Origin of the sequence: Snodgrassella sp. W8124, assembly GCF_016100875.1 — a bacterium.
GTDB lineage: Bacteria > Pseudomonadota > Gammaproteobacteria > Burkholderiales > Neisseriaceae > Snodgrassella > Snodgrassella alvi.
On record NZ_JACFRP010000001.1, the window covers coordinates 147119 to 173208 of the forward strand.

Genomic DNA, 26090 nt, shown 5'->3' on the forward strand with positions numbered 1-26090 from the left:
TTCTATATTCAGAGGGATTTATTGAGAAAAAGCCTGTTTCATTCGCTGTAAACCGATTTCAGCAGCTTTTGAAAAAATTTGATAACGTTTCCAAACTATGTGAATATCAACCGTTAATTGTGGCTCTAAAGGTTTAAAACAAAGATGACTATTACCAGTCGTGTTAATCAGCTTATCAATACTTAATGCATAACCCATGCTTTTTTCAACCATAAGTGAGGCATTGTAAAGTAGGTTATATGAGCCAATCACATTGAGTTTATCTAAATCACGTTTTAACCAGCGCGTAATTCGGATATCGACTTCTTTCTGTTTAGAGATAATAAGTGGCAAGTTCCATAAATCGCTAGGTCTAATCACATCTTGATGCGCAAGTGGACTATCTTTACGCATTAACACCCCCCAAGTATCTTTTTCGGGCAATAGTAACGACTCATATTTGCTGATATTTTCCACACCAATTAATAATCCAAAATCGAGTAAGCCTTTATCGATACGTTCTGTTACTTCATCAGCATCACCACTATAAATATGCACATGAATTTGCGGATAGTCGTGTTGTAATGCCTTAACAACCTCAGCAATTAATCCCATGGCATGGGTTTCACCACAACCAATATAGATATCGCCACTGATTTCCTCAGCTGAGGTTTGAAACTCTAATTCAGTTTTTTGCACTAATTCTAAAATTTCTTCAGCACGTTTGCGTAAACGCATACCTTCATCGGTTAAGGTAATTTTACGACTGCCTCGAATAAATAAGGTTTTACCCAATTCTTGCTCTAATTCAGCCAGTTGACGAGATAATGTTGGCTGAGTCAGATGTAAATACTCAGCAGCCGCAGTGATACTTTCCTCTCTAGCAAGAGCTAAAAAATAACGTAATACTTTAATATCCAAAATGACCTCACATACAACTATTTTTTATGCTTAAAAAGTATAACAATAATTAAGTTATAGGAAAGAGGCATGTTGTTTTTATGTACAGTTCGAATGTAGAGTTATGTATAGTTAAAATGCAGACCATACATATAATTTTACCGGTCAGCAAAAAATAACCATGCTAAGTGTTAACGCTACTATAGTTATCTTTCTGTATTTAAAAACAGGGGTTTTTGCCAAATAAACAGAACAGGGCAGACAATTTATTGTCTGCCCTGTGGTTCAGGATAAGTACTTAATGGTGATGCGGAAAGTCTGCCGGTAATTCGCTGGCCGGACAGTTAATAATGTTTTCATCATTTTCGCCGCAATCTTCAATAAAAGTAATGGTAGCAAATTCGTCAATAACTTCTGTCGGATAAACCGGGCCCGCTTCACGATAAGCTTCCATTTGTGCAATATGCTCGTTCTGGAAACAAACAGTATGTTCGGGATTATTCATTACCCAGCGCGGGAAGAAGATGGTGCCGTGAAATAATTTGTCTTCCAGATTGATAATCAGGCTGACATCTGTACCGGTAGGTTCTGTCCATGAAATTTTATATACGCCGGCTGCTACGCGTACCAGATAAACTTTCTGATCTTTTACCCAGCGGTTACCCACCAGACCGCTATGAATACGATAATCGATGGTAGTGGCATTTTTAACATAAACTTCGTAGTTCCAGCCATTGTCGTAGGTATAAACCAGATGTTTACCAAGAATGTTACTTAAATCGGCAGTATCAAATGCAGGCATTTTTTCACCTTTTGAATTGAAGTTAATCTGAATAAAAACAAATGAAGTGTAAACCTGTATTTATCTGATGAATAACGCTAATATTGGTTTAAACCGTTTCAAAATTTCGATTGATTAAGTAATGAAAACAACGCTGGAGCAATGGCAGTTATTGCAGGCCGTAGTCAGTTACGGCAGTTTTGCCCGTGCCGCTGAAGCTTTTAATCGCAGCCAGTCTTCGCTAAGTTATCAGCTGACGCTGATGCAGGAGCGTCTGGGGGTAACGCTATTAACTATTGTCGGCCGTCGTGCAGAACTGACAGCATCCGGACAGCAGTTGCTGGCACAGGCATTACCACTGTTGCAGGGATTTGAAGCACTGGAAAATCGTTCCCGGGCTCTGAAACGCGGAGAGCGGGCAAGATTAGACCTGGTAGTAGACAGTATTTTTCCTAAAGATCGCCTGTTTTCAGCATTGCGTTGTTTTCAGCAGGCTTATCCGTCTACTCAGATACATCTCACAGAAGTATTGCGCAGTGAAAGTTGTGCTGTTTTACAACAGCGGCAGGCGGATGTTTATATTATCACCCCAAGTGCTGAGATGATGAGGCAGGGTAAGTTATTGCTGGAGGTGAATTTTGTAGCAGTTGTGCGGCATTCGCACCCTTTGCTGGATTTACCGGCACCATTGAGTCAGGATGTTCTGATGCGTTATCCGCTGATTGAAATTGTTAGTCGTGAACAACAGCAACAGCCTTACAGGCAGATTACTGCATCTGAAAACTGGACATTTACCACGATTGAAACAGCTATTGAGGCAGTCAGTCAGGGAGTGGGTTATGGCTGGCTGCCGGAAGAACGGATTAAAAATCAACTGGCCTGCGGAGAATTAAAATTATTGCCATTGCGCCAGGGTATGTGCCGTGCAACACCGGTTTATTTATTTCTCAATCAGGAAGAAGAACAGCTGGATGATGAAACTGCATTGCTGGTAAAGTATATTCAGGATGCTGAATAAGTATAAACATCAAATATTGATGAAATTGTGATCTTCTTTGCAGTTTATTAGAATCGCTAAATTGCCAAAAAATGACTGAATTTGCTTTATAGTGAAAGGCATATATTTAGCTGAAATTGATTACAAATAATTTTTGTAACCATAAATCAAGTTTTTCTCAATTAGCCATAGGTAATAGCGAAAGGTAGAGTTAGCAATGGATGAAACATTGCTTTTATTTTTCGACGTGATAAAAATCACCATTTTAAAATAAACTTATTGGGAAAATCCAAAAATTCGAAAATAAAATTTAATGATGATGACTAATTAGCAAAAAGGTAACACTAAGTATTACCTTTCAAAGTTACAACATAAAATTATTACTGCTATTTTTTTATTTATCAGGGTAAGGATCTTCAGCTGCATCACCTTGACCACTAACTATATACCAACCATGCTTACTATGCGGCTTTTTATTAAGATCAGGACAAGGGGGCATCGATTTTCTACTTTGGTTTGAATATTTATAGCCACAATCAGCACATTTATAAGTGCCTGAAGCAACATCACTACCATATGCAGCAAATTTTTGTACCATTATAAACTCCTCCAGTAAAATGTTATAAATAATAAGCCGATTTGCTTATTACCGTAATATATAAACGCTGATTGATGCAAAAATCAAGTCAAGATTGAATAAACTCTTAATATTTTCGCTAAAATAGCTTTAAAATATAAAAAATTTAGATTTTTAAGCTTAAATACTCAATAACAACAGCAATGTAATGCTATCTTATTTTAAATTACTAATAATGGGTTCTTATGAGCAATTTGCAAATGAAAATTGTAAAAATAAGCGCGATCAATATGAAATGACTGGCTAATACTTAATAAAATTCAGCTGATTTTTTAAAGACTTTCTAAATATATTTTACTTTGCAGATAAAAAATCACTGGCTTATTTAACAAGGAAAAACAACATAAACATCTTAAAATTTTAATTAAAACTAAAATAATGTAACCTAAAAAGCAACTGAGCGCAGGGATAAACATCGCAATAATAAATTCTAAATCATTAAGACCATAACTAACATAACTAAAATAAAGATCTAAAATACCAAACCAGCAAAAGAAAAAACTAATCCACAAAATAATCCTAAAAAAGGATTTAATACATGTTTTTGAGGGGTAATAAATAATTTTATTAAATTGTATTAGGAAAAAATAATTTCAAATACTATTTTTATACAAAATATTATCAGAAGGATGTGTGCAGCTATATGACTAATATAAAATTTGCTTTTTAATGAAAAAATATTAAAAGTAATTATAAATGCCAAATAAATAACCCCAAAAAGACAGATCTATAATTTATCCTTAGATAAATACTTAATAATTTTTGGCATAATCAATCCTGAAAAAATTTAAGTTAGTATCGCAGTTAACCTCATAAAAATCTCATCTAATTAAATATGGTTACACTCTGATTAAATTAATATTTAACTGCTTTATAATCAACTATTCATCTTCCTTAAGTATACAGCTGCGCTGTGATGGTACCAGACATAATGCAGCCGGAGATTTATTCCAGATGCAACATCTGCTCTTCTTTTACTTCTTCCATAACCACATAACTGCGGCTTTCGGCTGCTGCGGGCAACTGTAACAGAATGTTACCCAGCATGTTGCGGTAAGCGTGCATATTCGGCAGGCGAACTTTTATCAGGTAGTCGTATTCGCCGGAAATCAGATGACATTCGAGCACATGCGGAATAGTCAGAACTTCACGCCGGAAATCTTCAAAAATATTGCCGGATTTAGAGCGCAGTTTGATTTCAACAAATACCAGCAGGCTCTGATTCAGAGCGCGAGGATTGAGGCGGGCGTGATAGCCGGTAATAATGTTTTCCCGTTCCAGCCGCCGTACCCGTTCGGTAACCGGTGTGGTGGAAAGACCAACCTTATCGGCCAGCTCGGTCATGGTCATTCGGGCATTTTTTTGAAGCAGGGACAAGATTTTCATGTCCACTTTATCTATAGGGTGCATGGTTTTTGATAGTATGAATGTGAGTATTTATTAAAATACTCCATTTTTTTGTTTAAATAAAGTGAAATTCACTATCAGGCTTTGTTTACACTAGGGAAAGTAACTGAATTAAGGTATTTGTGAAATTTGTGGTTAAACCAATAGGTTATTCCGGTTAATTACCAGAGAGAGGAGATTATGAAAGTGCTGATTATGGGAGCCGGTATTGTGGGGGTAAGTACTGCATGGTATCTGGCTAAAGCAGGACATGAAGTCACTGTGCTGGAGCGCGCTGATCAGGCAGCAATGGAAACCAGTTTTGCCAATGCCGGTCAATTATCATATGGTTATACCACCCCGTGGGCAGCACCCAATATTCCGGCCAAAGCATGGAAATGGCTGTTTAAAGAACATTCCCCTTTGCTGTTTCGTCCTGATGGCAGTCTGTTTCAGCTGCAATGGCTCTGGCAGATGTACCGTAATTGTAATGCCCGAAGCTATGCTACTAATAAAGAACGCATGGTGCGGATTTCTGAGTACAGCCGTGCGATGTTACAGCAATTGCAGGCAGAAGAAAATATTCAGTTTGAAGGCCGCAGCAAAGGTACCTTACAGATTTTCCGTACAGAAAAAGAGGTTATCGATTCCCGTTCCGATGTGGCTGTTTTACAGGAATTCGGTGTGCCTTTACAGGAGCTCAGTAGTGTTGCCGAATGTGTCCAATACGAGCCCGCACTGGCACATATGACTGGAAAGCTGGCCGGTGCCCTGTATTTACCACAGGACGGCACCGGTGACTGCCATTTATTTACTACTGAGCTGGCCAGAAAATGTGAAGATCTCGGTGTAAAATTCCTCTACAGACATGCTATTACTGAAATACAGCAAGATAAATGCAGTATTAAGGGTGTTATGGCCAATGGTCAGTACTTTACTGCCGACCATTATGTTTGTGCTCTGGGCTGTTTTAGTCGCAGTATGCTGAGCGGGCTGGGTATTAATCTGCCGGTATATCCGGTTAAAGGTTACTCACTCACTATTCCGATTACCGATGAAGCAAAAGCACCGGTTTCTACTGTGATTGATGAAACTTATAAAGTGGCAGTAACGCGTTTTGATAAACGTATTCGTGTCGGTGGTATGGCTGAGTTGTCTGGTTATCGTATTCATCTGAACCCCAAACGTAAAGCAACACTGGATTTGGTGGTGAATGATTTATTTCCGGATAGCTGCCGGACTTCGGAAGCTTTTTTCTGGAGCGGTCTGCGCCCGATGACACCGGACAGTACGCCGATCATTGGCGCCAGCCGTTTTGTGAATCTGTCTATCAATACCGGACACGGTACGCTGGGCTGGACAATGGGGCTGGGTTCGGGAAAAATTCTGGCTGATTTGATTAGTGGTGTTAAACCGGAAATTGAAACCAGTGATTTATCGCTGGCTCGTTATGTTTAAGCAAGTTCAGAACGGTTCGGGTAAATTTTGCTCTTATCGGCACTTATTTTGTCCCGTTTGTCAGGGCAGACAGAAACGGTAAAATTTTTATCATAATATTAATATATTATTAATTTATCTGATACGGCAGGCAGTTATGGTGATACATGAAATTCAGATAGAGATAATGATAAAATTTTATTACTGAAAGCTGTTGCTGCATGGCGGCTTTGCTTAAATAATGAAATTTGATAATCAGGATAACAGGGGAGCAATGATGCGTCCGTTAGTTGCGCAGATTCGTTTGAATCACTTGCGTGATAATTTTCTGGCTTTAAAGCAGATGCATGGCGGCGGCAAAATGCTGGCCGTGGTTAAGGCCAATGCTTATGGACATGGCGCTGTGCGTTGCGCACAGGCACTGGCTGATATAGCTGATGGTTTTGCGGTGGCCTGTATCAGTGAGGCAGTGCAGTTGCGTGAAGCAGGTATACAATTACCGATCATCATGCTGGAAGGGGTTTTTGCTGCTGAAGAATATGAGCTGGCAGACCGTTACCAGTTGTGGCCTGTAGTAGGTAATTTATGGCAGCTGGAAAGCTTACTGGATTATGACTGGCAGAAACCGGTAACAGTATGGCTGAAAATGGATTCCGGTATGCACCGAACCGGCTTTTTTCCTCATGATTATGCGCCTGCCTATCAGGCTCTGATTCAAAGCAGTAAGGTAGCTGATGTGGTGAAAATGACCCATTTTGCCTGTGCAGATGAGCCGATGAAAACCATGACTGCTGAACAGATTCGTACTTTTGAGCTGACCTGTGCTAATTTGCCCGGTGAGGTAAGTCTGGCTAATTCGGCTGGCATAATGGCCTATCCGCAAACACAGTGCGGCTGGGGACGGGCGGGTCTGGCACTTTATGGTATTTCGCCGATGGGTGGTGCTGATAGCCGTTTCAAGCCGGTAATGCGACTGGTAAGTAAAGTATTCGGAGAACGGGTTTTGCAGATGGGAGAACCGATTGGTTATGGTGCCAGTTATGTCACTACCCGTTCAACCCGTGTCGGGCTGGTGGCCTGCGGCTATGCTGACGGTTATCCGCGCCGTGCGGCAACAGGCACACCGGTGGCAATTGACGGGGTACGCAGTTGTGTTCTCGGTCGGGTTTCCATGGATATGATGACAGTTCAGCTGGATGACCACCGGCAGTCACTCGGCAGTGAAGTGGAATTATGGGGTGATGTTGTTAATGTAAATGAAGTAGCGGCTGCCGCCGGAACCATTTCCTATGAGTTGCTGTGTAATGTTAAACGTGCTGAAATGGTATATGAATAAATGGTATGGATTGTCAATTATTGGGTAAATGTTTGGCAAGACAGAAAAATTGGTTTATAAAGATGTAATATGTTCTCAGGCAGCCTTTCAAGCTGCCTGAAGTTATTTTTTTTGAGTTTATGATAATGGAAATAGAAACACTGAAACTGGCCAAAGATTTGATAGCACAGCCATCTGTCACGCCGGATGATCATGGTTGTCAGCCGCTGCTGATGAGCCGTCTGACAGCACTGGGATTCAATATTGAAACCTTCAGATTCGGGGAAACGGATAATTTTTATGCCGTTTATGGCCGGCAGGGGCCGCTGGTTTGTTTCGCCGGACATACTGATGTGGTACCGACCGGCGATGAAAGTCGCTGGACTTCGCCTCCGTTTACACCTGCAGAGCGTGATGGATATCTGTATGGGCGTGGTGCTGCCGATATGAAAAGCAGTATTGCAGCTTTTGTGACTGCTTGCGAACGCTTGCTGGCTCAGCAACCTGAATTGCCGTTGCGTCTGGCTTTGCTGATTACTTCTGATGAAGAGGGTGACGGACACGATGGTACCAAACGTGTGGTCGAAGTTTTAAAAGAGCGGGGAGAGCATATTGATTACTGCATTGTGGGTGAGCCTACGGCAGTTGATACACTGGGGGATATGATAAAAAACGGACGACGTGGTTCTTTGTCGGGTACGCTGCAGGTGCACGGCCGTCAGGGACACATCGCTTATCCTCATCTGGCTGCCAATCCGGTACATCTGGCTGCTGCGGCACTGGCTGAGCTAACTGCCACGCACTGGGATGACGGAAATGCTTATTTTCCGCCTACCGGATTTCAGATTTCCAATATTCATTCTGGTACAGGCGCTACTAATGTAATTCCCGGAGAGCTTACCGTACAGTTTAATTTCCGGTTCTCAACGGAATCGACAGCGGAAAGTCTGCGCCGGCAGGTACATGCCATACTGGATAAATATAATTTAAACTATGATTTGCAGTGGGCTTTGTCCGGAGAACCGTTTCTGACCGCTGCAGGACGTCTGACTACGGTAGCACAGGCCTCCATTGAGCGTGTTTGTGGTGTGAATGCTCAATTATCTACCACAGGCGGTACGTCAGACGGTCGCTTTATTAAGGCTATCGCCAGCGAATTAATAGAACTGGGTCCGGTTAATGCCACGATTCATCAGATAGATGAGTGTGTGGATATTGCCGCAATAGCTCAGTTATCGGCTATTTATGAGAATATGCTGCAACAGCTGGCACAGGCTGATTTTATTCATTTTGCATAAGGAGAAACTAATGGGGATGCTGAAACAGAAACATTTTTTAAAACTGCTGGATTATACGCCGGCAGAAATTCAGACGCTGCTTGATCTGGCCGCCAGCCTGAAAGCTGAAAAGAAAAATGCAGCGGAGCAGCCGCGTCTGACTGGTAAAAATATTGCTCTGATATTTGAAAAAACATCTACCCGTACCCGTTGTGCTTTTGAAGTGGCCGCGCATGATCAGGGTGCACATGTGACTTATCTGGACAGCAGTGGCAGCCAGATCGGGCATAAAGAAAGTATCCGTGATACTGCACGGGTTCTGGGGCGCATGTATGACGCGATTGAGTATCGTGGTTACGGACAGGAAATTGTTGAGCAGCTGGCTGAATATGCCGGTGTTCCGGTGATTAATGGTCTGACCAATGAATACCATCCGACGCAAATGCTTGCCGATTTGCTTACTATGAAGGAAAACAGCAAAAAGCCTTTGAATCAGATTGCCTATGCTTATGTGGGTGATGCCCGTTACAACATGGGTAATTCTTTGCTGGTTGCCGGTGCCAAAATGGGTATGGATGTACGTATTGGTGCACCGCGGGCTTTCTGGCCGAATGACGCTCTGGTAGAACAGTGCCGCTCAATTGCAAAGCAGACCGGTGCACGGATTACATTAACTGAAGATGCAGCCGCAGCTGTTGATCAGGCTGATTTTATTCATACTGATGTCTGGGTATCAATGGGAGAAGCGAAAGAAACCTGGAAGGAACGGATTGAGCAGCTCAGACCTTACCGCGTTGATGCGCGTCTGATGGCTGCCAGTAATAATCCTGAAGTGAAATTCATGCATTGTCTGCCGGCAATTCATAACCGCGATACTCAGGTAGGACAGTGGCTTTTTAATGAGTTTTCTCTGGATGGCGCCGAAGTAAGTGAAGAAGTATTTGAAAGTGTTGCTTCTATTGTTTTTGAACAGGCTGAAAACCGGATGCATACCATTAAAGCAGTATTGGTAGCGTTATTAACTACCTGACCGGGGCAGGCCTGTAGTAAATGGAAAGAATGGTTATGAAAACATCCCCCAATCAGTTACCTATTAATCCGCATTATCTGGCATTATTGTTGTCAGTGATGGTGGCTATTATGCCGTTTTCCACAGATATTTATTTATCTTCTGTACCGGAAATGGCGACTTCTTTACACGCACCGATTGATCAGATTGAACGCAGTCTGGCCAGTTTCATGTTTGGTGTTGCGCTCGGACAATTGCTTGGGGGGGCAATATCCGATATTAAAGGGCGCAAAATCATTGCTATGATTGGTCTGAGTGTCTATCTGGTGTCAGCTATTGCCATTGTTTTTATTCACTCAGCCGGAGAGTTGCTGTTCTGGCGCTGGATTCAGGCACTGGGCGGCGGTATGGCCACTGTTACAGTTGGTGCAACTGTACGTGATTTCTTTCATGGCAATGAAGCCGCGAAAATGTTTGCCACCATTGGTATTATTACTCTGGCTGCACCACTGGCTGCGCCCATGCTGGGTACAGCACTGGCTGCTCTTGGCGGCTGGCGGGTTATCTTTATATTTCTGCTGGTATATGCTCTGGCCGTACTGATTTGTGTATGGCGGTTTATGCCACAGGTTAAAATGGATATTCAGCCATTGGATAGCAAAGTTTTTCGTAAGATAAAAGAAAATTTTTCAGTGGTTTTTCATGAACGCGAAGCGTTGGGATTCATGTTTTTCCAAACTGCTGCGTTTGCAGCCATGTTTGTATTTCTGACTGAATCTTCCTTTTTGTACATGAATATATATGGCCTTAGCCCGCATCAGTATTCATGGGCCTTTGGTGCCAATGTAATTACTATGATGCTGTTTAACCGGGTAACAGCTTATCGTCTGCGTACTACGCCGGCTCGCAACATTTTGCTTGGCGGTGTGCTGTTGCAGTTAAGCTGTAATTTATTATTAACCATTGTGGTATGGAGTATGGATCGTCCGCCTTTCTTCCTGTTACTGTTGCTGATTATGTTTTCAATTGGTTCACAGGGTTTGATTGGTTCCAATACTCAGGCGTGTTTCATGAGCTATTTTCGTAAAATTGGTGGCAGTGCCAATGCTGTACTGGGAACAATGCAGTTTCTGATTGCCGCTACTGTAGGCTGGCTGACTACACTGCTGCATAATGGTTCGACACATGTGATGCCGACAATGATGCTGATTTCCACCAGTTGTGGTGCCGTATTATTATGGGCTTTATCACATACCGCATGGCAAAAAAAACATAAATAATAACGGGCAGCCCGCAGTAGGCTGCCTTTTTCTTGTTTTTCTGAATAAACTATTAATAACACTACTAATTATGTCTGATAACGATAAACTCAAACCACACCGCGATGCTATAGACCGGATTGACAGTGAAATTCTGCGCTTATTAAACCAGCGAGCCACTCATGCTCAGGCCATTGGTACATTAAAGGGAGAAGGCATAGTGTACCGTCCTGAACGTGAAGCAGTTGTTTTACGCCGGATTCAGGAACAGAATCCGGGGCCGCTGTCCGGTCAGGCAGTTGCACGTTTACAGCGGGCGATTATGAGTGAATGTCTGGCACTGGAACGACCGTTAACTGTCGCTTATCTCGGACCTAAGGGTACATTTACCGAACAGGCTGCTATTAAACATTTCGGTCAGGCTGCACAGACACATCCGTGTACTTCAATTGATGAATGTTTCCGTCTGGTCGAAGCGCAGCAGGCCGATTATGTGGTTACACCTGTCGAAAACTCTACTGAGGGGTCGGTGGGGCGCAGTCTCGACCTGTTATTAACCACGCCTTTGAAAGCTTGTGGTGAAGTCAATCTGCGCATTCATCATCAGCTACTGCGTGCTGTAGCATCGCAACAGGATATCACTAAGGTTTATGCACATGCTCAGGCACTGTCGCAATGTCGGAACTGGCTGGATAAAAACCTGCCGGAGCAGGTAGCCCGGATAGCTGTTGCCAGTAATGCAGAAGCAGCACGACTGGCTGCCGCAGACAGTAGTGCAGCGGCCATTGCCTCAATGATGGCTGCCGATTACTATCAGCTACAGATACTGGCTCAGAATATCGAAGACGAACCAAATAATACTACCCGTTTTCTGGTGTTAGGGCGGAATATTACGACCAGCAGCGGTAAAGATAAAACATCACTGGTTGTGGCTGCGCCCAATAAAGCCGGAGCTATGCACGATTTACTTCAGCCTTTTGCAGATCATCAGGTATCTATGACAAAACTAGAAAGTCGCCCCAGTCGTGGTGGTTTGTGGGAATATGTGTTTTTTATCGATATTGAAGGTCATCAGCAGAATGAGGATGTGGCAGCTGCATTGGCTGTCTTGCAACAGCGTTCAGCTTTTCTGAAAATAATTGGTTCTTATCCGCAGGCTGTGATTTAAATGCAAAATTAATATTTATCTGAAGCAGATACCATTGACTGCTGGCATGGAGATAAAACAAATATGAAAAATATTGTTGTATATTGTGGTTCTAATCTGGGGCAGAACAAAGCTTATTTCGACGCAGCTCAGCAGCTGGGACAGGAAATGGCTCAGCAGGGATACCGTCTGGTTTATGGTGGTGGCAATATTGGTCTGATGGGTACGATTGCTACTGCTGTACTGGAACATGGTGGTGAAGTTATTGGTGTTATTCCGAGTTTTTTGAAAAATCTGGAAGGTGCGCATCTGGGGTTAACCGAATTGTATGAAACCACCAATATGACCGAGCGCAAAAATAAAATGATTGAACTGGCTAACGGCTTTATTGCCATGCCCGGCGGACTGGGAACTTATGAAGAACTGTTTGAAGTTCTCTCACAAGCTCAGCTGAAACTGCATCCTCATCCGATAGGAATTCTGAATGTAGCCGGTTTCTTTGATCCCTTAATTCAAATGCTGCAAAATACAGTCACTGCCGGTTTTATGCCTCCGGAAAACATGGATTTACTTTGTCAGTCCGCTAAACCAGCGGAGCTGCTGGAACAAATGCGCCTCTGGCAGCCGCGTGATGCAGTTAAATGGGTTACTCCGCAATGGGCGCAGCAAACCAGAGAAACTTTATGCTGACCTTAGCTGTACTTAATCATCTTATCCAGCAGAATGTGGAACTTAAAGTGCGCTGGCAGCAATACCGGCAACGGGTTGTAGCGCTGGTGTTACCTATGCTGACTCTTAATGGGCGCATTGATGATCAAGGATTCTGGCAGGAAGATTCTGCAGAAGCTGAAACCACCATTATTATCGCTCCGACAGCTCTGACTAAAATGCTCAGTGGTGTACAGCCGGGAGTGGGTGACATACAAATTACTGGTGACCGTACCCTGGGTATGGCGATTTTGCCGCTTATACAGGCATTGCAGTATGACTGGCGTGACGATCTGGCCAGACTGCTTGGTGATGCTGTGGGCGGAAAGGTGGCACTGGAACTGGAGAGTTTCTATCAGCAAGGCTGCGCTATTGGTCAGAATATTGCAGCACAGGTTGCAGATTATGCACAGGAAAGTGATGCGATTGTGGTCGGGCAGAAGCAATTACAACGTTTTTCTGCTCAGGTCGAAACATTACGTGATGATACAGCCCGACTGGCCGCCCGAATTTCCCGCTTGCAGCAGAAAACTGACTAATATTCCGGCACGTGAGTGGTTTATGAGCCGTTACTGTAGCAGAGAAACGGCTCTGGTATAATTTCAACGATTTTTACTAGATTCTAACGATACATCAATCATGACAAAACAACGCAAAATACTGGTTACTTCAGCCTTGCCCTATGCAAACGGTAATATTCATCTGGGACATATGGTTGAACATATTCAGACTGATATCTGGGTGCGTTTCCAGAAAGCCCGCGGACATGAATGCTATTACGTCTGTGCAGACGATACGCATGGTACGCCGGTCATGCTGGCGGCACAGAAACAGGGAATAACACCGGAAGAAATGATTACTCAGGTACGTCAGAATCATCTGGCCGATTTTACCGGCTTTGGTATTGGCTATGATAATTATTACAGTACGCACTCACCTGAAAATGAAGCTTTATCACGCAGCATTTATCTGGCTTTAAAAGCCAATGGAAAAATTGAAAGCCGTACTATTGAGCAATTATTTGATCCGGAAAAAAATCTGTTTCTGCCCGATCGTTTTGTTAAAGGTGAATGTCCGAAATGTCATGCACAGGATCAGTATGGTGATAATTGTGAAGTATGCGGCACTACTTATAGTCCTACCGAACTGATTAAGCCGTATTCTGCTATTTCCGGCGCCACTCCTGTGCTGAAAGAATCTGAGCATTTCTTCTTTAAACTCGGAGAATGTGCGGATTATCTGAAACAGTGGACTGCCGGCAGCACCCGGCTGAAAAATGGTCGTGAGCAGCCGCATTTGCAGGCAGAAGCCCTGAATAAAATGAATGAATGGTTGCAGAATGATAGCCTGAGTGACTGGGATATCAGTCGTGATGCGCCTTATTTCGGCTTTGAGATTCCGGATGCTCCCGGTAAATATTTTTATGTGTGGCTGGATGCACCTATCGGCTACATGGCATCATTTAAAAACCTGTGTGAACGTCTGGGCATTGATTTTGATCAGTGGTTCTGTGCAGATACTGATACCGAAATGTATCATTTCATCGGTAAGGATATTTTATATTTTCATGCATTATTCTGGCCGGCTACTTTGCAATACGCCAATCTGCGGGCACCAACAGGCATATTTGCACACGGTTTTCTCACGGTAGACGGACAGAAAATGTCCAAATCACGCGGTACTTTTATCACAGCCCGTTCCTATCTTGAGCAGCGACTGAATCCCGAATGGCTGCGTTATTATTTTGCAGCCAAACTCAATAGCAGAATTGAAGATCTGGATTTAAATCTGAATGATTTTATCGCCCGGGTTAATAGTGATTTGGTTGGTAAATACATAAATATCGCCGCACGTGCTGCCGGATTCATCAGCAAACGCTTTCAGGGAACACTGGCTGATGTTAGCAACAGCGAGCTGTTACCACAGCTACAGGCGCAAAGTGAAAATATTGCTGCCAGCTTTGAAGCACGTGAGTATGCGCGCGCCTTACGTGAAATCATGGCATTAGCTGATGTGGTCAATGAGTATGTCGATGCCAACAAACCATGGGAGCTAGCGCGACAGGAAGGACAGGAGGCACGTTTACAGCAAGTATGCAGTGAACTGATTAATGCTTTCCGTATTCTGACCGTATATATGTCACCAGTATTGCCGAAGCTTGCTGCAGAAGCAGCCGCTTTTCTGAATGTGGTGCCATTAAGCTGGGCTGATAGTACGACCTTATTACCTGCCGGTCATCATATCAATGCATATCAGCATCTGATGCACCGAGTGGAACAGAAACAGATTGATGATTTGATTGCAGCGAATCAGCAGAATATTCAGGCAGTTGAGGCTGCTGCTGAAACAAAGTATGAGCCTGTGGCAGATACGGCTTCATTTGATGACTTTATGAAAATCGATATGCGTGTTGCCAAAGTGTTGACGTGCGAAAAAGTCAAAGGCAGTAGCAAACTGCTCAAATTTCAGCTTGATCTCGGTTTTGAGCAGCGCACAATATTCTCTGGTATTGCCGCCAGCTATCCTGAACCGGAAAAACTGGCCGGAAGAATGGTCATTGTGGTAGCCAATTTTGCGCCGCGTAAAATGGCAAAATTTGGCATGTCTGAAGGAATGATTACTTCAGCTGCCGGTAATGGCAAACTATTTTTACTGGATGTGGATAGTGGGGCTGAACCGGGTATGAAAGTCGGCTGATTATCTTGCTGAAAAACCAGACCAGCTAATATTGCTGGTCTGGTTTTTTATTTATGAATCAAAAAAGTGATGAGATGGTTAATCTCATCACCTGGTATAAGGAAATCAGATTTCTGTAAGCAGAATTTTAAGTTGTATGAAGTGCTTATTTCAGTACTTCATGTAAACGCTCTTCATCAAGGCTTTTTTCCCAGCGCGCAACCACAATAGTGGCACAGGCATTACCTACCAGATTAGTCAGAGCACGACACTCAGACATGAATCGGTCAATACCCAGAATCAGCGCCATTCCTTCCACCGGCACAGAAGGTACTACCGATAAGGTTGCAGCCAGAGTGATAAATCCTGCTCCTGTTACACCTGCGGCACCTTTTGAACTTAGCATGGCAACCAGTAACAGCAATATTTGCTGTTCCAGTGTCAGATCAATATTACATGCTTGTGCAATAAATAATGCCGCCATAGTCATGTAAATATTGGTACCGTCCAGATTAAACGAATAACCGGTGGGTACTACCAATCCGACAATTGATTTCTTGCAGCCGGCTTTTTCCATTTTCTGCATCAGTGTGGGCAGGGCGGCTTCAGATGAGCTTGTACCCAGTACTAGTAACAGTTCTTCCTTAATGTATTTGACCAGCTTGATAATCGAAAAACCGTTATAACGGGCTACAGCACCCAGAACAATCAGAATAAACAGAACGGAAGAAATATAAAAAGTCAGAATCAAATAGAGCAGATTACCAATAGAACTAATACCGTATTTACCTATGGTAAAAGCCATGGCGCCAAATGCACCTATCGGGGCTGCACGCATCAGAATAGATACCATTTTGAAAACGGGCGCCGATAAATCCTGAAAAATATTAATTAGCGGGCGGGCTTTTTCTCCAATCAGTGCCAGTGAGATACCAAACAGAATAGCAATAAACAGAGTTTGCAGAATATTGCCATTGGTTAGCGGGCTCATGGCAGTAGTCGGAATAATATCCATCAGAAAGCCGGTCAGGCTGGATTCATGGGACTTCTGCACATATTCGTTTACCTTGGCACTTTGCAGTGAGCTCGGGTCAATATTCAGACCATGTCCCGGCTGGGCAATATTGGCCACGACCAGCCCGATAGCCAGTGCCAGAGTAGAGAAAGTAAGAAAGTAAACCATAGCCTTGCCGGCGACCCGCCCCATGGTTTTCATATTGGTCATCTCGGCGATGCCGGTTACCACGGTAAGAAAAATAACTGGGGAGATGATCATTTTCACTAATTTGATGAAAGCATCACCTAAAGGTTTCATGCTTTCGCCAACAGTAGGGAAAAAGTTGCCAAGTAAGATACCAATAATAATGGCAATAATTACCTGTACATATAGGATCTGATACCAGCGCTGTTTTTTCGGTGGCGGATTCATTTCCTCAATTTCGAGTGGTAACATGTTTACCTTTCAATGGGTTGTGTTTAAAGGCTACAGTTTTTTAACGTTATTATGTAGTAGGATGTAACATAATTGGCTGATTATAAAGCCTACATAACTTAACAGAAAAGCATTATTAATTACTAAATAAGAACCATGAGACAAAAGGATGTATGATAAGAAAATTTTTTATAGAAAAATAGATGGTTGTATTAGGAATTGACGATAATTTTCTATCGTGTTTTTGAAGTAAAAAATAATTTATATTATTTAATTTAAGATAATTTCATTCAAAATAAATTTATTTTAGTTATAAAAAAACCGTCTGCTTGAAATAAGCAGACGGTTTTTAAAATATGGTCGGAGTGAAAGGATTCGAACCTTCGACCCCCTCGTCCCGAACGAGGTGCGCTACCGGGCTGCGCTACACTCCGAAAGAAGTTGTGCATTATAGGCAGCGGCGAAGACATTGACAAGAGTGAAGCGCAAATTAATTTCAAAAAATATCAGTTACAATTATCCGGCATAAACAACGAACAGACATGGTCTTTTTTTCAGCGGTGGCAATGCCGGCATTTTTCGCCATGCTGCAATATTCTGACTAATAATAGTTTGGGTCGGCATAGTTAAATCTGCGGCAATACACAAACGGGTTTCAGAATGTAAAGTCGCTATGGCATCAGCCAGTAAAGCATCATTACGGTAAGGCGTTTCAATAAAAAGCTGAGTTTCATTTTCCTGTCGTGAGCGCTTTTCCAGAGTATGCAAACATTCAATACGTGCGTTTTTTTCAGCAGGCAGATAACCCTTGAAAGCAAAACACTGTCCGTTGGCGCCAGAAGCCATCAGAGCCAGCATGATACTGGACGGTCCCACGAGCGGCATGACAGTAAACCCGGCCTGATGTGCCAGTGCCACCAGTTGGGCTCCCGGGTCTGCAACAGCCGGACAGCCGGCTTCGCTGAGTAATCCCATACTGCGACCGGCCTGCAAAGGTTGTAATAACTTAGCAATATCCCGCTCAGGAGTATGTTCATTCAAAGTGCACAGATTCAGCTCACGAATCGGTGTTTGCACACCGAAGGCTTTTAAATGAGCCCGTGCTGTTTTTTCTGCTTCAACAACGAAGTCAGTCAGGTTAACAATGCATTTTTGTTCATGCGCAAGCAGACACGGTGTATCCGCATTTCCCAGCGGTGTCGGGATCAGATAGAGTACAGGACTGCTCATAAAATATTCATTCCTTCTGCCAGCAGAAAATCCACCAGACGAAAAACCGGTAAACCAATCAGTGCATTCGGATCGGTGCTTTCGATGCGTTTAATTAGTAAAGCGCCTAATCCTTCACTTTTTGCCGCGCCGGCACAATGTACAGCATCCGGTTCACGACTCAGATAATGCTTAATCTGCGCCTCAGTCAGTGAACGCATCATGACGCGTGTTTCATCAATATGCTGATGCAGGCGGTTTTCAGCAGCGTTCAGTACCGTAAGTGCACTGTAAAATATCACTTGCTGACCACTCAAATAGTGTAACATCTGTTGTGCTTTTGTTACGGTTAGTGGTTTGCCCAGTTGCTGCTCGCGACATAGCGCAACCTGATCGCAACCGATAATCAGAGCATCCGGATAAAGACTGGCTAGAGAGTATGCTTTGCCGCTGGCCAGACGCAACGCTGTTTGTGGTGCGGTTTCAGCAGAAAGTGGCGTTTCATCAAAATCAGGTTTAACCGCGTCAAAAGGGATGTTTAACTGCTGAAGTTGTTGCTGGCGAAAACGGGAGCTGGAAGCCAGAATCAACTTTTTCTCTCTTGGCATAAGTGCGAACTCATTGACATTATAAAGTTTAAATTATATCATCCGCCGTTTATGTTAGACCCTATTTTGATTGATACGGCCACGTTCACACGTGAACAGCAGCAACGCAGCGGTCAATTGCAGCTTCAGGCGCTTGACCGGCGGGTTTGGTCGCATGAACTTTTAGCGCAACGCGAAGGCATTATCCAGTATCAGGTTTGCGGTGGTATTGACCGCTGGCAGCGTCCTTTTCTCGACATCAGTGTGGAAGGTCAGCTGGAACTGGTGTGTCAGCGCTGTTTACAGGCAGTTTCCTGGGCGCTGAATGACCAGTCGCATGTGGTGCTGTTTACCAGCGAACAGTTGCTGGACGAGGCCATGGCCGCTGATGAAACACTTGAAGGCGCGGTATGGAGTGCAGAATATAATCTTGCTGCACTGCTGGAAGACCAGATTTTAATGGCTATTCCGGTTGCACCGCGACATGAAGACTGTGATCACACTCTGGCAACCCAAACCAATCAAGACTCAGGTAATCCTTTTGCCAGACTGGCAGGACTGAAAAGCGGCCACTAACGAATTAACTTACATTACCCAGGAGCTTTAACATGGCAGTTCAACAAAACAAAAAATCACCTTCAAAACGTGGTATGCACCGTTCACACGATGGTCTGACCGCTGTACAGGTTTCTACTGATACCACTACCGGTGAAGTACATTTGCGTCACCACATCTCTCCAAACGGTATGTACCGCGGACGTAAAGTAGTCAAAGCCAAAGGTGAATAATTTACACCTTTGATTATTCAATACGTATGAAAGCCAGACATTGCATCTGCAATCACTGGCTTTTTTGTATCCAATATTAGCAGGGTAATTATCCTGCTAAAATAAACTGCTTCCACTTTCCCGGCAGCCTCAATGGCCTGCTTTACACTGACTCGGGTTTCCCATGAAAAAAATCTGGTATAACTACGAAGACATACATCGTGCCATTAAACAGCTGGCAGAAAAAATTCAGAAATCAGAGCATTCATTTGATGCAATGATCGCTATCGGTGGTGGTGGATTTATTCCGGCACGTATATTGCGTAGTTTTTTGAATATTCCTGTATATACCGTTACTTTGTCTTATTATGACGTTAACGACTGCCCGACTGACCAGCCGCAGAAAATACAGTGGACCAATGGTTTTGACGAAAAATTAAAAAACAAAAAACTACTGATTGTTGATGAAGTGGATGACAGCCGGGCTACGCTCGAATACTGTATTCGCGAATTACAGCATGAAGGATTCCAGCATCTTGGGGTAGCAGTACTGCATGAAAAGCGCAAACCCAAAAAGGGGGTATTGCCGGCAGATTTACCTTTTTATAGTGCTATACAGGTTGATGACTGGTGGATTAACTATCCTTGGGATGCGCTTGATATTGATGAGCACTATGAGCATGTTGCAGCCCAAGCTACATCAGAGGCATGATCTATGACCCTGAAAACCATTGCTGTAGATGCCATGGGCGGCGATTTCGGTCTGGATATAACCATTCCGGGGGCGCTGACATTTTTACAGCAGCAAACTGACGCTGCACTGATTCTGGTTGGTGATGAAGCCAAAATCAGAAATGCATTAAATAAAGCTAATGCTTCCATGGAGCGGATTACCATTTGTCCGGCCAGTGAAGTGGTAGGCATGGATGAAGAACCGACTTCTGCGCTCAAGAATAAAAAAGATTCTTCGATGCGTGTGGCCATCAACCAGATTAAAGAAGGTCTGGCACAGGCAGCTGTATCGGCCGGCAATACCGGAGCACTGATGGCAACTGCCCGCTTTGTATTGAAAACCATTGATGGTGTTGATCGTCCGGCAATTGCTAAATTCCTGCCCGGCCGCAATAATCATATGACACTTGTGCTGGATCTGGGTGCCAACGTCGATTGCAGCAGCACCCAGCTTTTGCAGTTTGCTATTGTTGGTAGCCAGCAGGTAGCGGCACTGTTTCCTGAAAATACGCAACCAAGAGTAGGCTTACTCAATGTCGGTACTGAAGACATCAAGGGTAATGCAGCTGCTAAAGAAACTCATCAGCTTTTACGACGCAGTGATCTGAATTTTGTCGGTAATGTTGAAGGTAATTCTATTTTTACAGCTGAAGTTGATGTGCTGGTAGTTGATGGTTTTACCGGTAATGCAATGCTCAAAAGTATCGAAGGAGCGGTGAAATTTGCCGGTTCAGTTGTTAAAGAAGAGTTTACCCGCAGCTGGTTTAATAAACTGGCCGCATTAATTGCATTACCAACATTAAAGGGGTTTAAGCGGCGTCTTGATCCGCGGCGTTTTAATGGTGCTATTTTTCTGGGATTACGTGGTGTCGTAATTAAAAGCCATGGCGGTACGGATGCTACAGGTTTCTGTTTTGCCCTGCAGGAAGCTTATAAAGCCATTAAAGCAGATTCAATTACAAAAATTCAGGCCGGTGTTGCACGTCAGCTGGCTGTTATGGAAGAATAAATCACTTTGTTGCAAAGGCAGACAAGTCAAATGACTTTGTTTAAAATATGCCCTTTGCCATAAATTAAAGACTATGCCATGCTGAATGCCCATATTCTGGGTACAGGCAGTTACCTGCCTGCACGCCGCCTGACTAATGATGACCTGAGCAAATTTGTTGATACCTCGGATGAGTGGATTGCAACGCGTACCGGTATCAAAGCGCGTCATATTGCCGCAGAAAATGAACAGACCAGTGATATGGCTGTTTCTGCAGCGCAGATTGCGCTGGCCGATGCAGGCATTGAAGCAAATGAAATTGATCTCATTATTGTGGCTACCTCAACTGCGGATATGACATTTCCTGCTACTGCCTGTATTGTGCAGAATAAGTTGGGTATTTCCGGCTGTCCGGCATTTGATGTTCAGGCAGTCTGTGCTGGATTCATGTATGCAATGGCTACTGCCAATGCTTATATTAAAAGTGGCATGGCCAGTAAGGCACTGGTTATCGGCGCGGAAACGTTCAGTCGTCTGCTTGACTGGAATGACCGGCGTACCTGTGTGTTGTTTGGTGATGGTGCCGGTGCAGTTATTCTGGGTGCTTCCGAACAGGAAGGCGGTATCATCCATACCAAATTACAGGCTGATGGTAATTACAGTCATATTCTGCAAACACCGGGAAAAATTGCAGCAGGAAAAATTGAAGGTTCACCCTATCTGTATATGGACGGGCAGGCTGTCTATAAGTTTGCAGTAAAAGCACTGGCCAATATTGCAAAAGAAGTCATTGATCAATCCGGTTTACAGCCGTCTGATATAGACTGGATTATTCCGCATCAGGCTAATCTGCGCATTATCGAATCTACTGCACGTCATCTCGGTGTATCAATGGATAAAGTTATTGTTACCCTTGCTGAGCAGGGCAATACTTCTGCTGCCTCTATTCCGCTGGCACTGGATGAAGGAATTAAATCCGGTCGGATTAAGCGCGGCCAGACCTTGTTGCTTGAAGGTATCGGAGGTGGCTTTGCCTGGGGTGCGGTTACCTTAAAATATTAATATTGTTCCTATCAGGATCGGATTATGCTATCTCAATCTGCGTTAGCCAATATGTATCCGGTTGTTATGTCGCCCAGTCATGACGGGCGGTATTTTGGTAATTATGTACAGTCATTGCTGGCTTTAGTTGCTGCGCATACCAGTGCAGGTTTTCCGATACAGGTATTTATGCATCAGGGTGAAAGTCTGATTACCCGTGCACGGAATAACTGTGTCGCAGAATTTCTGTCGCATCCGGAATGGACGCACTTATGCTGGATTGATACTGATATCGGTTTTTCACCGGAAGCTTTTCAGCGTCTGCTGCTGGCAGATCGCGATATTGTTGCAGGTGTTTATCCGCTCAAGCGTGAGTCATGGCCGGAAGAAGGTATTCCTGAGCATATGACCCGGCAGCAGTTTAATGCCGCTTATACTCGCTATACCATCAATATCAGTAAGGCAGATACTAATCATGAGGTGCATGTACAGGTAGATGATGAAGGCTTTATTGAGCTGCCAGAGGCACCGACCGGATTTATGGTTATCAAGCGGGAAGTATTTATCCGGCTGATGGAAGCTTATCCTGAGTTGCAATATCAGCCTGATTCTATCGGTGTTACTGATAGGGGATATCACTATCGCTTTTACGATTGTCTTGTTGATCCGGTGACGAAGCGTTATTTATCTGAAGATTTTAGTTTTTGCCGCTTATGGAATCAGTTAGGCGGTAAGATTTATGTTGATGCACGCTCTAACCTGACCCATATGGGTAACAAAATCTATCAAGGGCCTTTTGCCCAGTCACTGGAAGCTAATCTTGCTTACGCAATAGGTGCCCCGGCAGGTGCCAAAATGTTTCTGCACCACGAACAGCCATTACAGACCAATCAGCCTCCGGCACAATAATTGTCCGGACATTAGTTTTATTCAATTCAAGGAAGATCATGAGTATTGCTTTTTTTTTTCCCGGACAGGGGTCACAAAGTCTCAATATGATGTCCGGCTTTAATGATATGCCAGTTGTTAAAGAAACATTTGAACAGGCATCAGAAGCACTTAATCAGGATTTATGGACATTGATGAACGGGGAAGACAGCACAGCCCTGAACGAAACCGTTAATACTCAGCCCCTGATGCTGACTGCCGGCATTGCCACATGGCGTGTATATCAGCAATTGCATGGTCAGTTACCTGTGATGCTGGCCGGGCACAGTTTAGGAGAATACACTGCGCTGGTCGCTGCCGGCAGCCTGGCATTTCATGATGCTGTGAAACTGGTTCGTCTGCGTGCACAATTAATGCAGGAAGCTGTACCGGCCGGAGAGGGTGCCATGGCCGCAATACTGGGACTGGATGATGATATCGTGCGTCAGGTATGTTTACAGGCACAAAATGAATTATCCGGTACAGTGGCCGAAGCCGTAAATTACAACTCACCCGGTCAGGTGGTGATTGCCGGAACTGCTGTTGCCATTAATCGTACCTGTGAGCTTGCTAAAACTGCCGGAGCCAAGCGTGCACTGCCGTTACCTGTATCCGTGCCTTCACACTGCTGTCTGATGAAACCAGCTGCAACCAAACTGGCTGCGGCCATGGAGCAGATTAATATTTCAAAACCACAAATTCCGGTATTGCATAATATTGATGTTGCGGTGCATTCAGAACCGGAAACAATTAAACAGGTTCTGGTACAGCAGTTATATTCACCTGTGCGCTGGACTGAAACAGTAAGCAAACTGGTGGCTGACGGAATAACAGAATTTGCTGAATGCGGTCCGGGTAAAGTGCTGGCCGGACTGGCTAAACGGATTGATAAGAGCGCCAGTTGCGTTGCATTAACCAGTGTGCAAAGTATAGAAAGTTTTATTGCTGCACATGTTGAGAGCTAAAGGAATAAGTTATGAATCAGGATTTAACAGGTAAAATTGCGCTGGTAACTGGTGCTACCCGTGGAATTGGCGCCGCTATTGCCCGTTTTCTGGCAGAAAAAGGTGCTAAAGTAATTGGTACAGCCACTTCTGCTGCAGGTGTGACTAGTATCAATGAAGCACTGGCTGATTTTGGCGGAGAAGGGCGGGAATTACGTATCGCTGAAGAAAACAGTATTGAAAATCTGATTGCCGACATTGAAAGTAATATCGGTAATATTGCCATACTGGTTAATAATGCCGGTATTACCCGTGATAATTTGCTGATGCGCATGAAAGAATCAGAATGGGATGAAATCATGCAAATTAATCTGAAATCTGCTTTCCGTGCCAGCAAAGCAGTCACCCGCAGTATGATGAAAGCACGCTGGGGCAGAATTATCAATATAACCTCTGTAGTCGGTTTTATCGGTAATGCTGGCCAGGCTAATTATGCTGCAGCCAAGGCCGGATTAGTCGGATTCAGTAAATCAATGGCGCGTGAAGTGGGCTCGCGCGGGATTACCGTAAATTGTGTAGCTCCTGGTTTTATCGAAACCGATATGACAAAAGTTTTACCGCAAGAGCAGCGTGATTTTTTTGCTGGGCAAACGGCATTGAATCATTTTGGAACTGTAGAAGATGTGGCCGCCGCAGTTTTGTTTCTGGCCAGTGAAGAAGCTCGTTACATTACCGGACAAACGCTGCATGTGAACGGCGGAATGCTGATGTCCTGATATCAGTTAAAGTATTTACAAAGCCATTTTTTTCATCTGATAAAAATGGCTTTGTTTTGTATCGGGGATAAATACTATTAAATTGAAAAATCTTCTTCGTAAGAAGAATACAGGGCAGATTCAATCCGCGACCGTGTTAACCCAGGAGCAAATAAGGCCAGAAACTCATAGCCAAAGCCACGCAGATAAACATCCTGTCTGAGTATTATCTGGATAAAGGAAGGTTCAAACAGATGTTCTGCACTAATCTGCTGTAAACCTTCATCTTGTTTACTGTCAAAAGCCATGGTGGCTAGCAATCCGATACCCAGCCCCTGAGCAACATAAGTTTTAATGACATCCGTATCGGCTGAAGCCAGTTTAACTCTGGGTAACTGATAGCCTTCCTGAGTAAAAGCACGGGCGATTTTAGATTGTTCAGCGAAAGCAATATCATAAGTGATGAGCGGATAAGCTGTTATGTCTTCGAGCCGTAATGGCCGCTTTAAATCAAGCAGAGGATGATTATCAGGAACTACGATACTGCGATTCCAGGCTTTACAGCTCAATTTGCGTAATTCAGGATGCTCACTTTCCATTTCCATACCAATGGCAAAATCTACTTCTCCCTCCAGCACCATATGACTAATGGCTTTAGGGCTAGCTGTATGGATGCTCAGCTGTACCTGCGGATAACATTCAACAAACGCTGAGATAATTTTTGGCAGAGCATATCGGGCCAATGTATGTGTGGTGGCAATGGTCAGTGATCCAATATTCTGGTCGGCAAATTCTGTACCAATACTTTTAATATTCTGTACTTCACGTAAAATCCGCTCGGCAGTTTCCAGAACAATTTTGCCCGGAGCTGTCACTGCAACCATGCGTTTTCCATGACGAACAAATAATCGTACGCCTAGTTCTTCTTCCAGCATGCGTATTTGCTTGGAAATACCAGGCTGAGAAGTAAACAGTACTTCCGCTGCTTCTGAAACATTCAGATTCTGACGATAAACTTCAACTGCATAACGTAACTGTTGCAGCTTCATAGTATTTCAGCCCCTTTTAGGTTTGGAGTTTTTAACTGTCTCTCAAATACAACAAAAAAGCTTCTTTATCTGCATCATAACTCAATTTACCCATTCTGACATGGAACACTTTCACTCTAAGCTTAACATTTTTACACGTTAATCCACCTGT

26 protein-coding genes and 1 tRNA gene are annotated in these 26090 nt (G+C 43.7%); 18 read left to right on the forward strand and 9 right to left on the reverse strand.

Translation table 11 applies throughout. The annotated features are described in order from the left end of the window. Positions 1 to 18 precede the first annotated feature (18 nt). Positions 19 to 900, reverse strand: a complete 882-nt coding sequence (locus H3U73_RS00635; RefSeq protein WP_078475372.1) for a LysR family transcriptional regulator — start codon at positions 898 to 900, stop codon at positions 19 to 21. A 277-nt stretch (positions 901 to 1177) separates the two neighbouring features. Next, on the reverse strand, positions 1178 to 1681 hold the full coding sequence (locus H3U73_RS00640; protein WP_198189812.1) for a phenolic acid decarboxylase: 504 nt from the start codon (positions 1679 to 1681) through the stop codon (positions 1178 to 1180). Between the two features lie 121 nt (positions 1682 to 1802). Here H3U73_RS00640 and H3U73_RS00645 point away from each other — a divergent pair, with 121 nt between their 5' ends. Beyond that, positions 1803 to 2678: a LysR family transcriptional regulator gene (locus tag H3U73_RS00645; RefSeq protein ID WP_198189814.1), complete on the forward strand. Its 876-nt coding sequence runs from the start codon at positions 1803 to 1805 to the stop codon at positions 2676 to 2678. A gap of 373 nt (positions 2679 to 3051) precedes the next feature. Here H3U73_RS00645 and H3U73_RS00650 read toward each other — a convergent pair whose 3' ends face one another. Together H3U73_RS00650 and H3U73_RS00655 are read right to left on the reverse strand one after the other, a co-directional pair. After that, positions 3052 to 3255 carry a hypothetical protein gene (locus H3U73_RS00650; RefSeq protein WP_084551745.1) on the reverse strand — a complete coding sequence of 68 codons (204 nt, stop codon included), beginning with the start codon at positions 3253 to 3255 and terminating at the stop codon, positions 3052 to 3054. Positions 3256 to 4239: 984 nt separating this feature from the next. Then, a complete protein-coding gene (locus tag H3U73_RS00655) occupies positions 4240 to 4704 on the reverse strand; it encodes an Lrp/AsnC ligand binding domain-containing protein (protein WP_025331357.1) in 465 nt (154 codons plus the stop codon). Between the two features lie 177 nt (positions 4705 to 4881). Between H3U73_RS00655 and H3U73_RS00660 the strand changes: the two genes are divergently transcribed. The 9 genes from H3U73_RS00660 to metG all read left to right on the forward strand — a co-directional run bounded on the left by H3U73_RS00660 (position 4882) and on the right by metG (position 15529). Continuing rightward, on the forward strand, positions 4882 to 6138 hold the full coding sequence (locus tag H3U73_RS00660) for a D-amino acid dehydrogenase (protein WP_198189816.1): 1257 nt from the start codon (positions 4882 to 4884) through the stop codon (positions 6136 to 6138). Positions 6139 to 6394: 256 nt separating this feature from the next. After that, complete coding sequence (gene alr, locus H3U73_RS00665; protein WP_084586578.1) at positions 6395 to 7453, forward strand: alanine racemase; 1059 nt, start codon at positions 6395 to 6397, stop codon at positions 7451 to 7453. A gap of 119 nt (positions 7454 to 7572) precedes the next feature. Then, positions 7573 to 8730, forward strand: coding sequence for a succinyl-diaminopimelate desuccinylase (gene dapE / locus H3U73_RS00670; protein WP_172397406.1), 1158 nt, complete (start codon positions 7573 to 7575; stop codon positions 8728 to 8730). A 10-nt stretch (positions 8731 to 8740) separates the two neighbouring features. Further along, a complete protein-coding gene (gene argF, locus H3U73_RS00675) occupies positions 8741 to 9739 on the forward strand; it encodes an ornithine carbamoyltransferase (protein WP_216353325.1) in 999 nt (332 codons plus the stop codon). Positions 9740 to 9774: 35 nt separating this feature from the next. Continuing rightward, positions 9775 to 10998: a multidrug effflux MFS transporter gene (locus tag H3U73_RS00680; protein ID WP_025331352.1), complete on the forward strand. Its 1224-nt coding sequence runs from the start codon at positions 9775 to 9777 to the stop codon at positions 10996 to 10998. A 70-nt stretch (positions 10999 to 11068) separates the two neighbouring features. Continuing rightward, on the forward strand, positions 11069 to 12145 hold the full coding sequence (gene pheA, locus H3U73_RS00685) for a prephenate dehydratase (RefSeq protein ID WP_025331351.1): 1077 nt from the start codon (positions 11069 to 11071) through the stop codon (positions 12143 to 12145). 63 nt (positions 12146 to 12208) lie between these two features. Continuing rightward, complete coding sequence (locus H3U73_RS00690) at positions 12209 to 12814, forward strand: TIGR00730 family Rossman fold protein (protein WP_198189818.1); 606 nt, start codon at positions 12209 to 12211, stop codon at positions 12812 to 12814. Next, positions 12808 to 13371, forward strand: coding sequence for an SCP2 domain-containing protein (locus H3U73_RS00695; RefSeq protein WP_084551748.1), 564 nt, complete (start codon positions 12808 to 12810; stop codon positions 13369 to 13371). The genes H3U73_RS00690 and H3U73_RS00695 overlap by 7 nt, the downstream gene beginning before the upstream one ends. Positions 13372 to 13471: 100 nt before the next feature. Next, a complete protein-coding gene (gene metG, locus H3U73_RS00700) occupies positions 13472 to 15529 on the forward strand; it encodes a methionine--tRNA ligase (protein WP_084551749.1) in 2058 nt (685 codons plus the stop codon). Positions 15530 to 15674: 145 nt separating this feature from the next. Here the strand turns inward: metG and H3U73_RS00705 are convergent, their stop codons facing one another. The 4 genes from H3U73_RS00705 to H3U73_RS00720 all read right to left on the reverse strand — a co-directional run bounded on the left by H3U73_RS00705 (position 15675) and on the right by H3U73_RS00720 (position 18757). Further along, positions 15675 to 16961 (reverse strand): dicarboxylate/amino acid:cation symporter, encoded by a 1287-nt coding sequence (locus tag H3U73_RS00705; protein WP_025331347.1) that lies wholly within the window; start codon positions 16959 to 16961, stop codon positions 15675 to 15677. Positions 16962 to 17297: 336 nt separating this feature from the next. Continuing rightward, positions 17298 to 17374 (reverse strand) — tRNA-Pro (locus H3U73_RS00710). 82 nt (positions 17375 to 17456) lie between these two features. After that, on the reverse strand, positions 17457 to 18170 hold the full coding sequence (locus tag H3U73_RS00715; RefSeq protein ID WP_078475365.1) for an SAM-dependent methyltransferase: 714 nt from the start codon (positions 18168 to 18170) through the stop codon (positions 17457 to 17459). After that, the gene (locus tag H3U73_RS00720; RefSeq protein WP_084551750.1) at positions 18167 to 18757 is read right to left on the reverse strand and encodes a nucleoside triphosphate pyrophosphatase; all 591 of its coding nucleotides are present in this window, start codon (positions 18755 to 18757) and stop codon (positions 18167 to 18169) included. The genes H3U73_RS00715 and H3U73_RS00720 overlap by 4 nt, the downstream gene beginning before the upstream one ends. Positions 18758 to 18808: 51 nt before the next feature. Here H3U73_RS00720 and H3U73_RS00725 point away from each other — a divergent pair, with 51 nt between their 5' ends. From H3U73_RS00725 to fabG, 8 genes are all read left to right on the forward strand, one after another. Beyond that, the gene (locus H3U73_RS00725) at positions 18809 to 19312 is read left to right on the forward strand and encodes a DUF177 domain-containing protein (RefSeq protein WP_025331344.1); all 504 of its coding nucleotides are present in this window, start codon (positions 18809 to 18811) and stop codon (positions 19310 to 19312) included. A gap of 32 nt (positions 19313 to 19344) precedes the next feature. Continuing rightward, positions 19345 to 19524: a 50S ribosomal protein L32 gene (gene rpmF / locus H3U73_RS00730; RefSeq protein WP_025331343.1), complete on the forward strand. Its 180-nt coding sequence runs from the start codon at positions 19345 to 19347 to the stop codon at positions 19522 to 19524. 163 nt (positions 19525 to 19687) lie between these two features. After that, entirely contained in the window at positions 19688 to 20215 is a 528-nt protein-coding gene (locus tag H3U73_RS00735) for a phosphoribosyltransferase (RefSeq protein WP_025331342.1), read from the forward strand. Positions 20216 to 20224: 9 nt separating this feature from the next. Beyond that, positions 20225 to 21244 carry a phosphate acyltransferase PlsX gene (plsX, locus tag H3U73_RS00740; protein ID WP_078475421.1) on the forward strand — a complete coding sequence of 340 codons (1020 nt, stop codon included), beginning with the start codon at positions 20225 to 20227 and terminating at the stop codon, positions 21242 to 21244. Between the two features lie 78 nt (positions 21245 to 21322). After that, complete coding sequence (locus H3U73_RS00745; RefSeq protein WP_078475364.1) at positions 21323 to 22285, forward strand: beta-ketoacyl-ACP synthase III; 963 nt, start codon at positions 21323 to 21325, stop codon at positions 22283 to 22285. Positions 22286 to 22309: 24 nt separating this feature from the next. Further along, complete coding sequence (locus H3U73_RS00750; protein WP_037393068.1) at positions 22310 to 23173, forward strand: hypothetical protein; 864 nt, start codon at positions 22310 to 22312, stop codon at positions 23171 to 23173. Positions 23174 to 23211: 38 nt separating this feature from the next. Further along, on the forward strand, positions 23212 to 24156 hold the full coding sequence (fabD, locus tag H3U73_RS00755; RefSeq protein WP_084551751.1) for an ACP S-malonyltransferase: 945 nt from the start codon (positions 23212 to 23214) through the stop codon (positions 24154 to 24156). Between the two features lie 11 nt (positions 24157 to 24167). Continuing rightward, positions 24168 to 24911: a 3-oxoacyl-ACP reductase FabG gene (gene fabG, locus H3U73_RS00760; protein WP_084551752.1), complete on the forward strand. Its 744-nt coding sequence runs from the start codon at positions 24168 to 24170 to the stop codon at positions 24909 to 24911. Positions 24912 to 24988: 77 nt separating this feature from the next. Here the strand turns inward: fabG and H3U73_RS00765 are convergent, their stop codons facing one another. Further along, positions 24989 to 25939 (reverse strand): CysB family HTH-type transcriptional regulator, encoded by a 951-nt coding sequence (locus H3U73_RS00765; protein WP_084551753.1) that lies wholly within the window; start codon positions 25937 to 25939, stop codon positions 24989 to 24991. Positions 25940 to 26090: the final 151 nt, after the last annotated feature.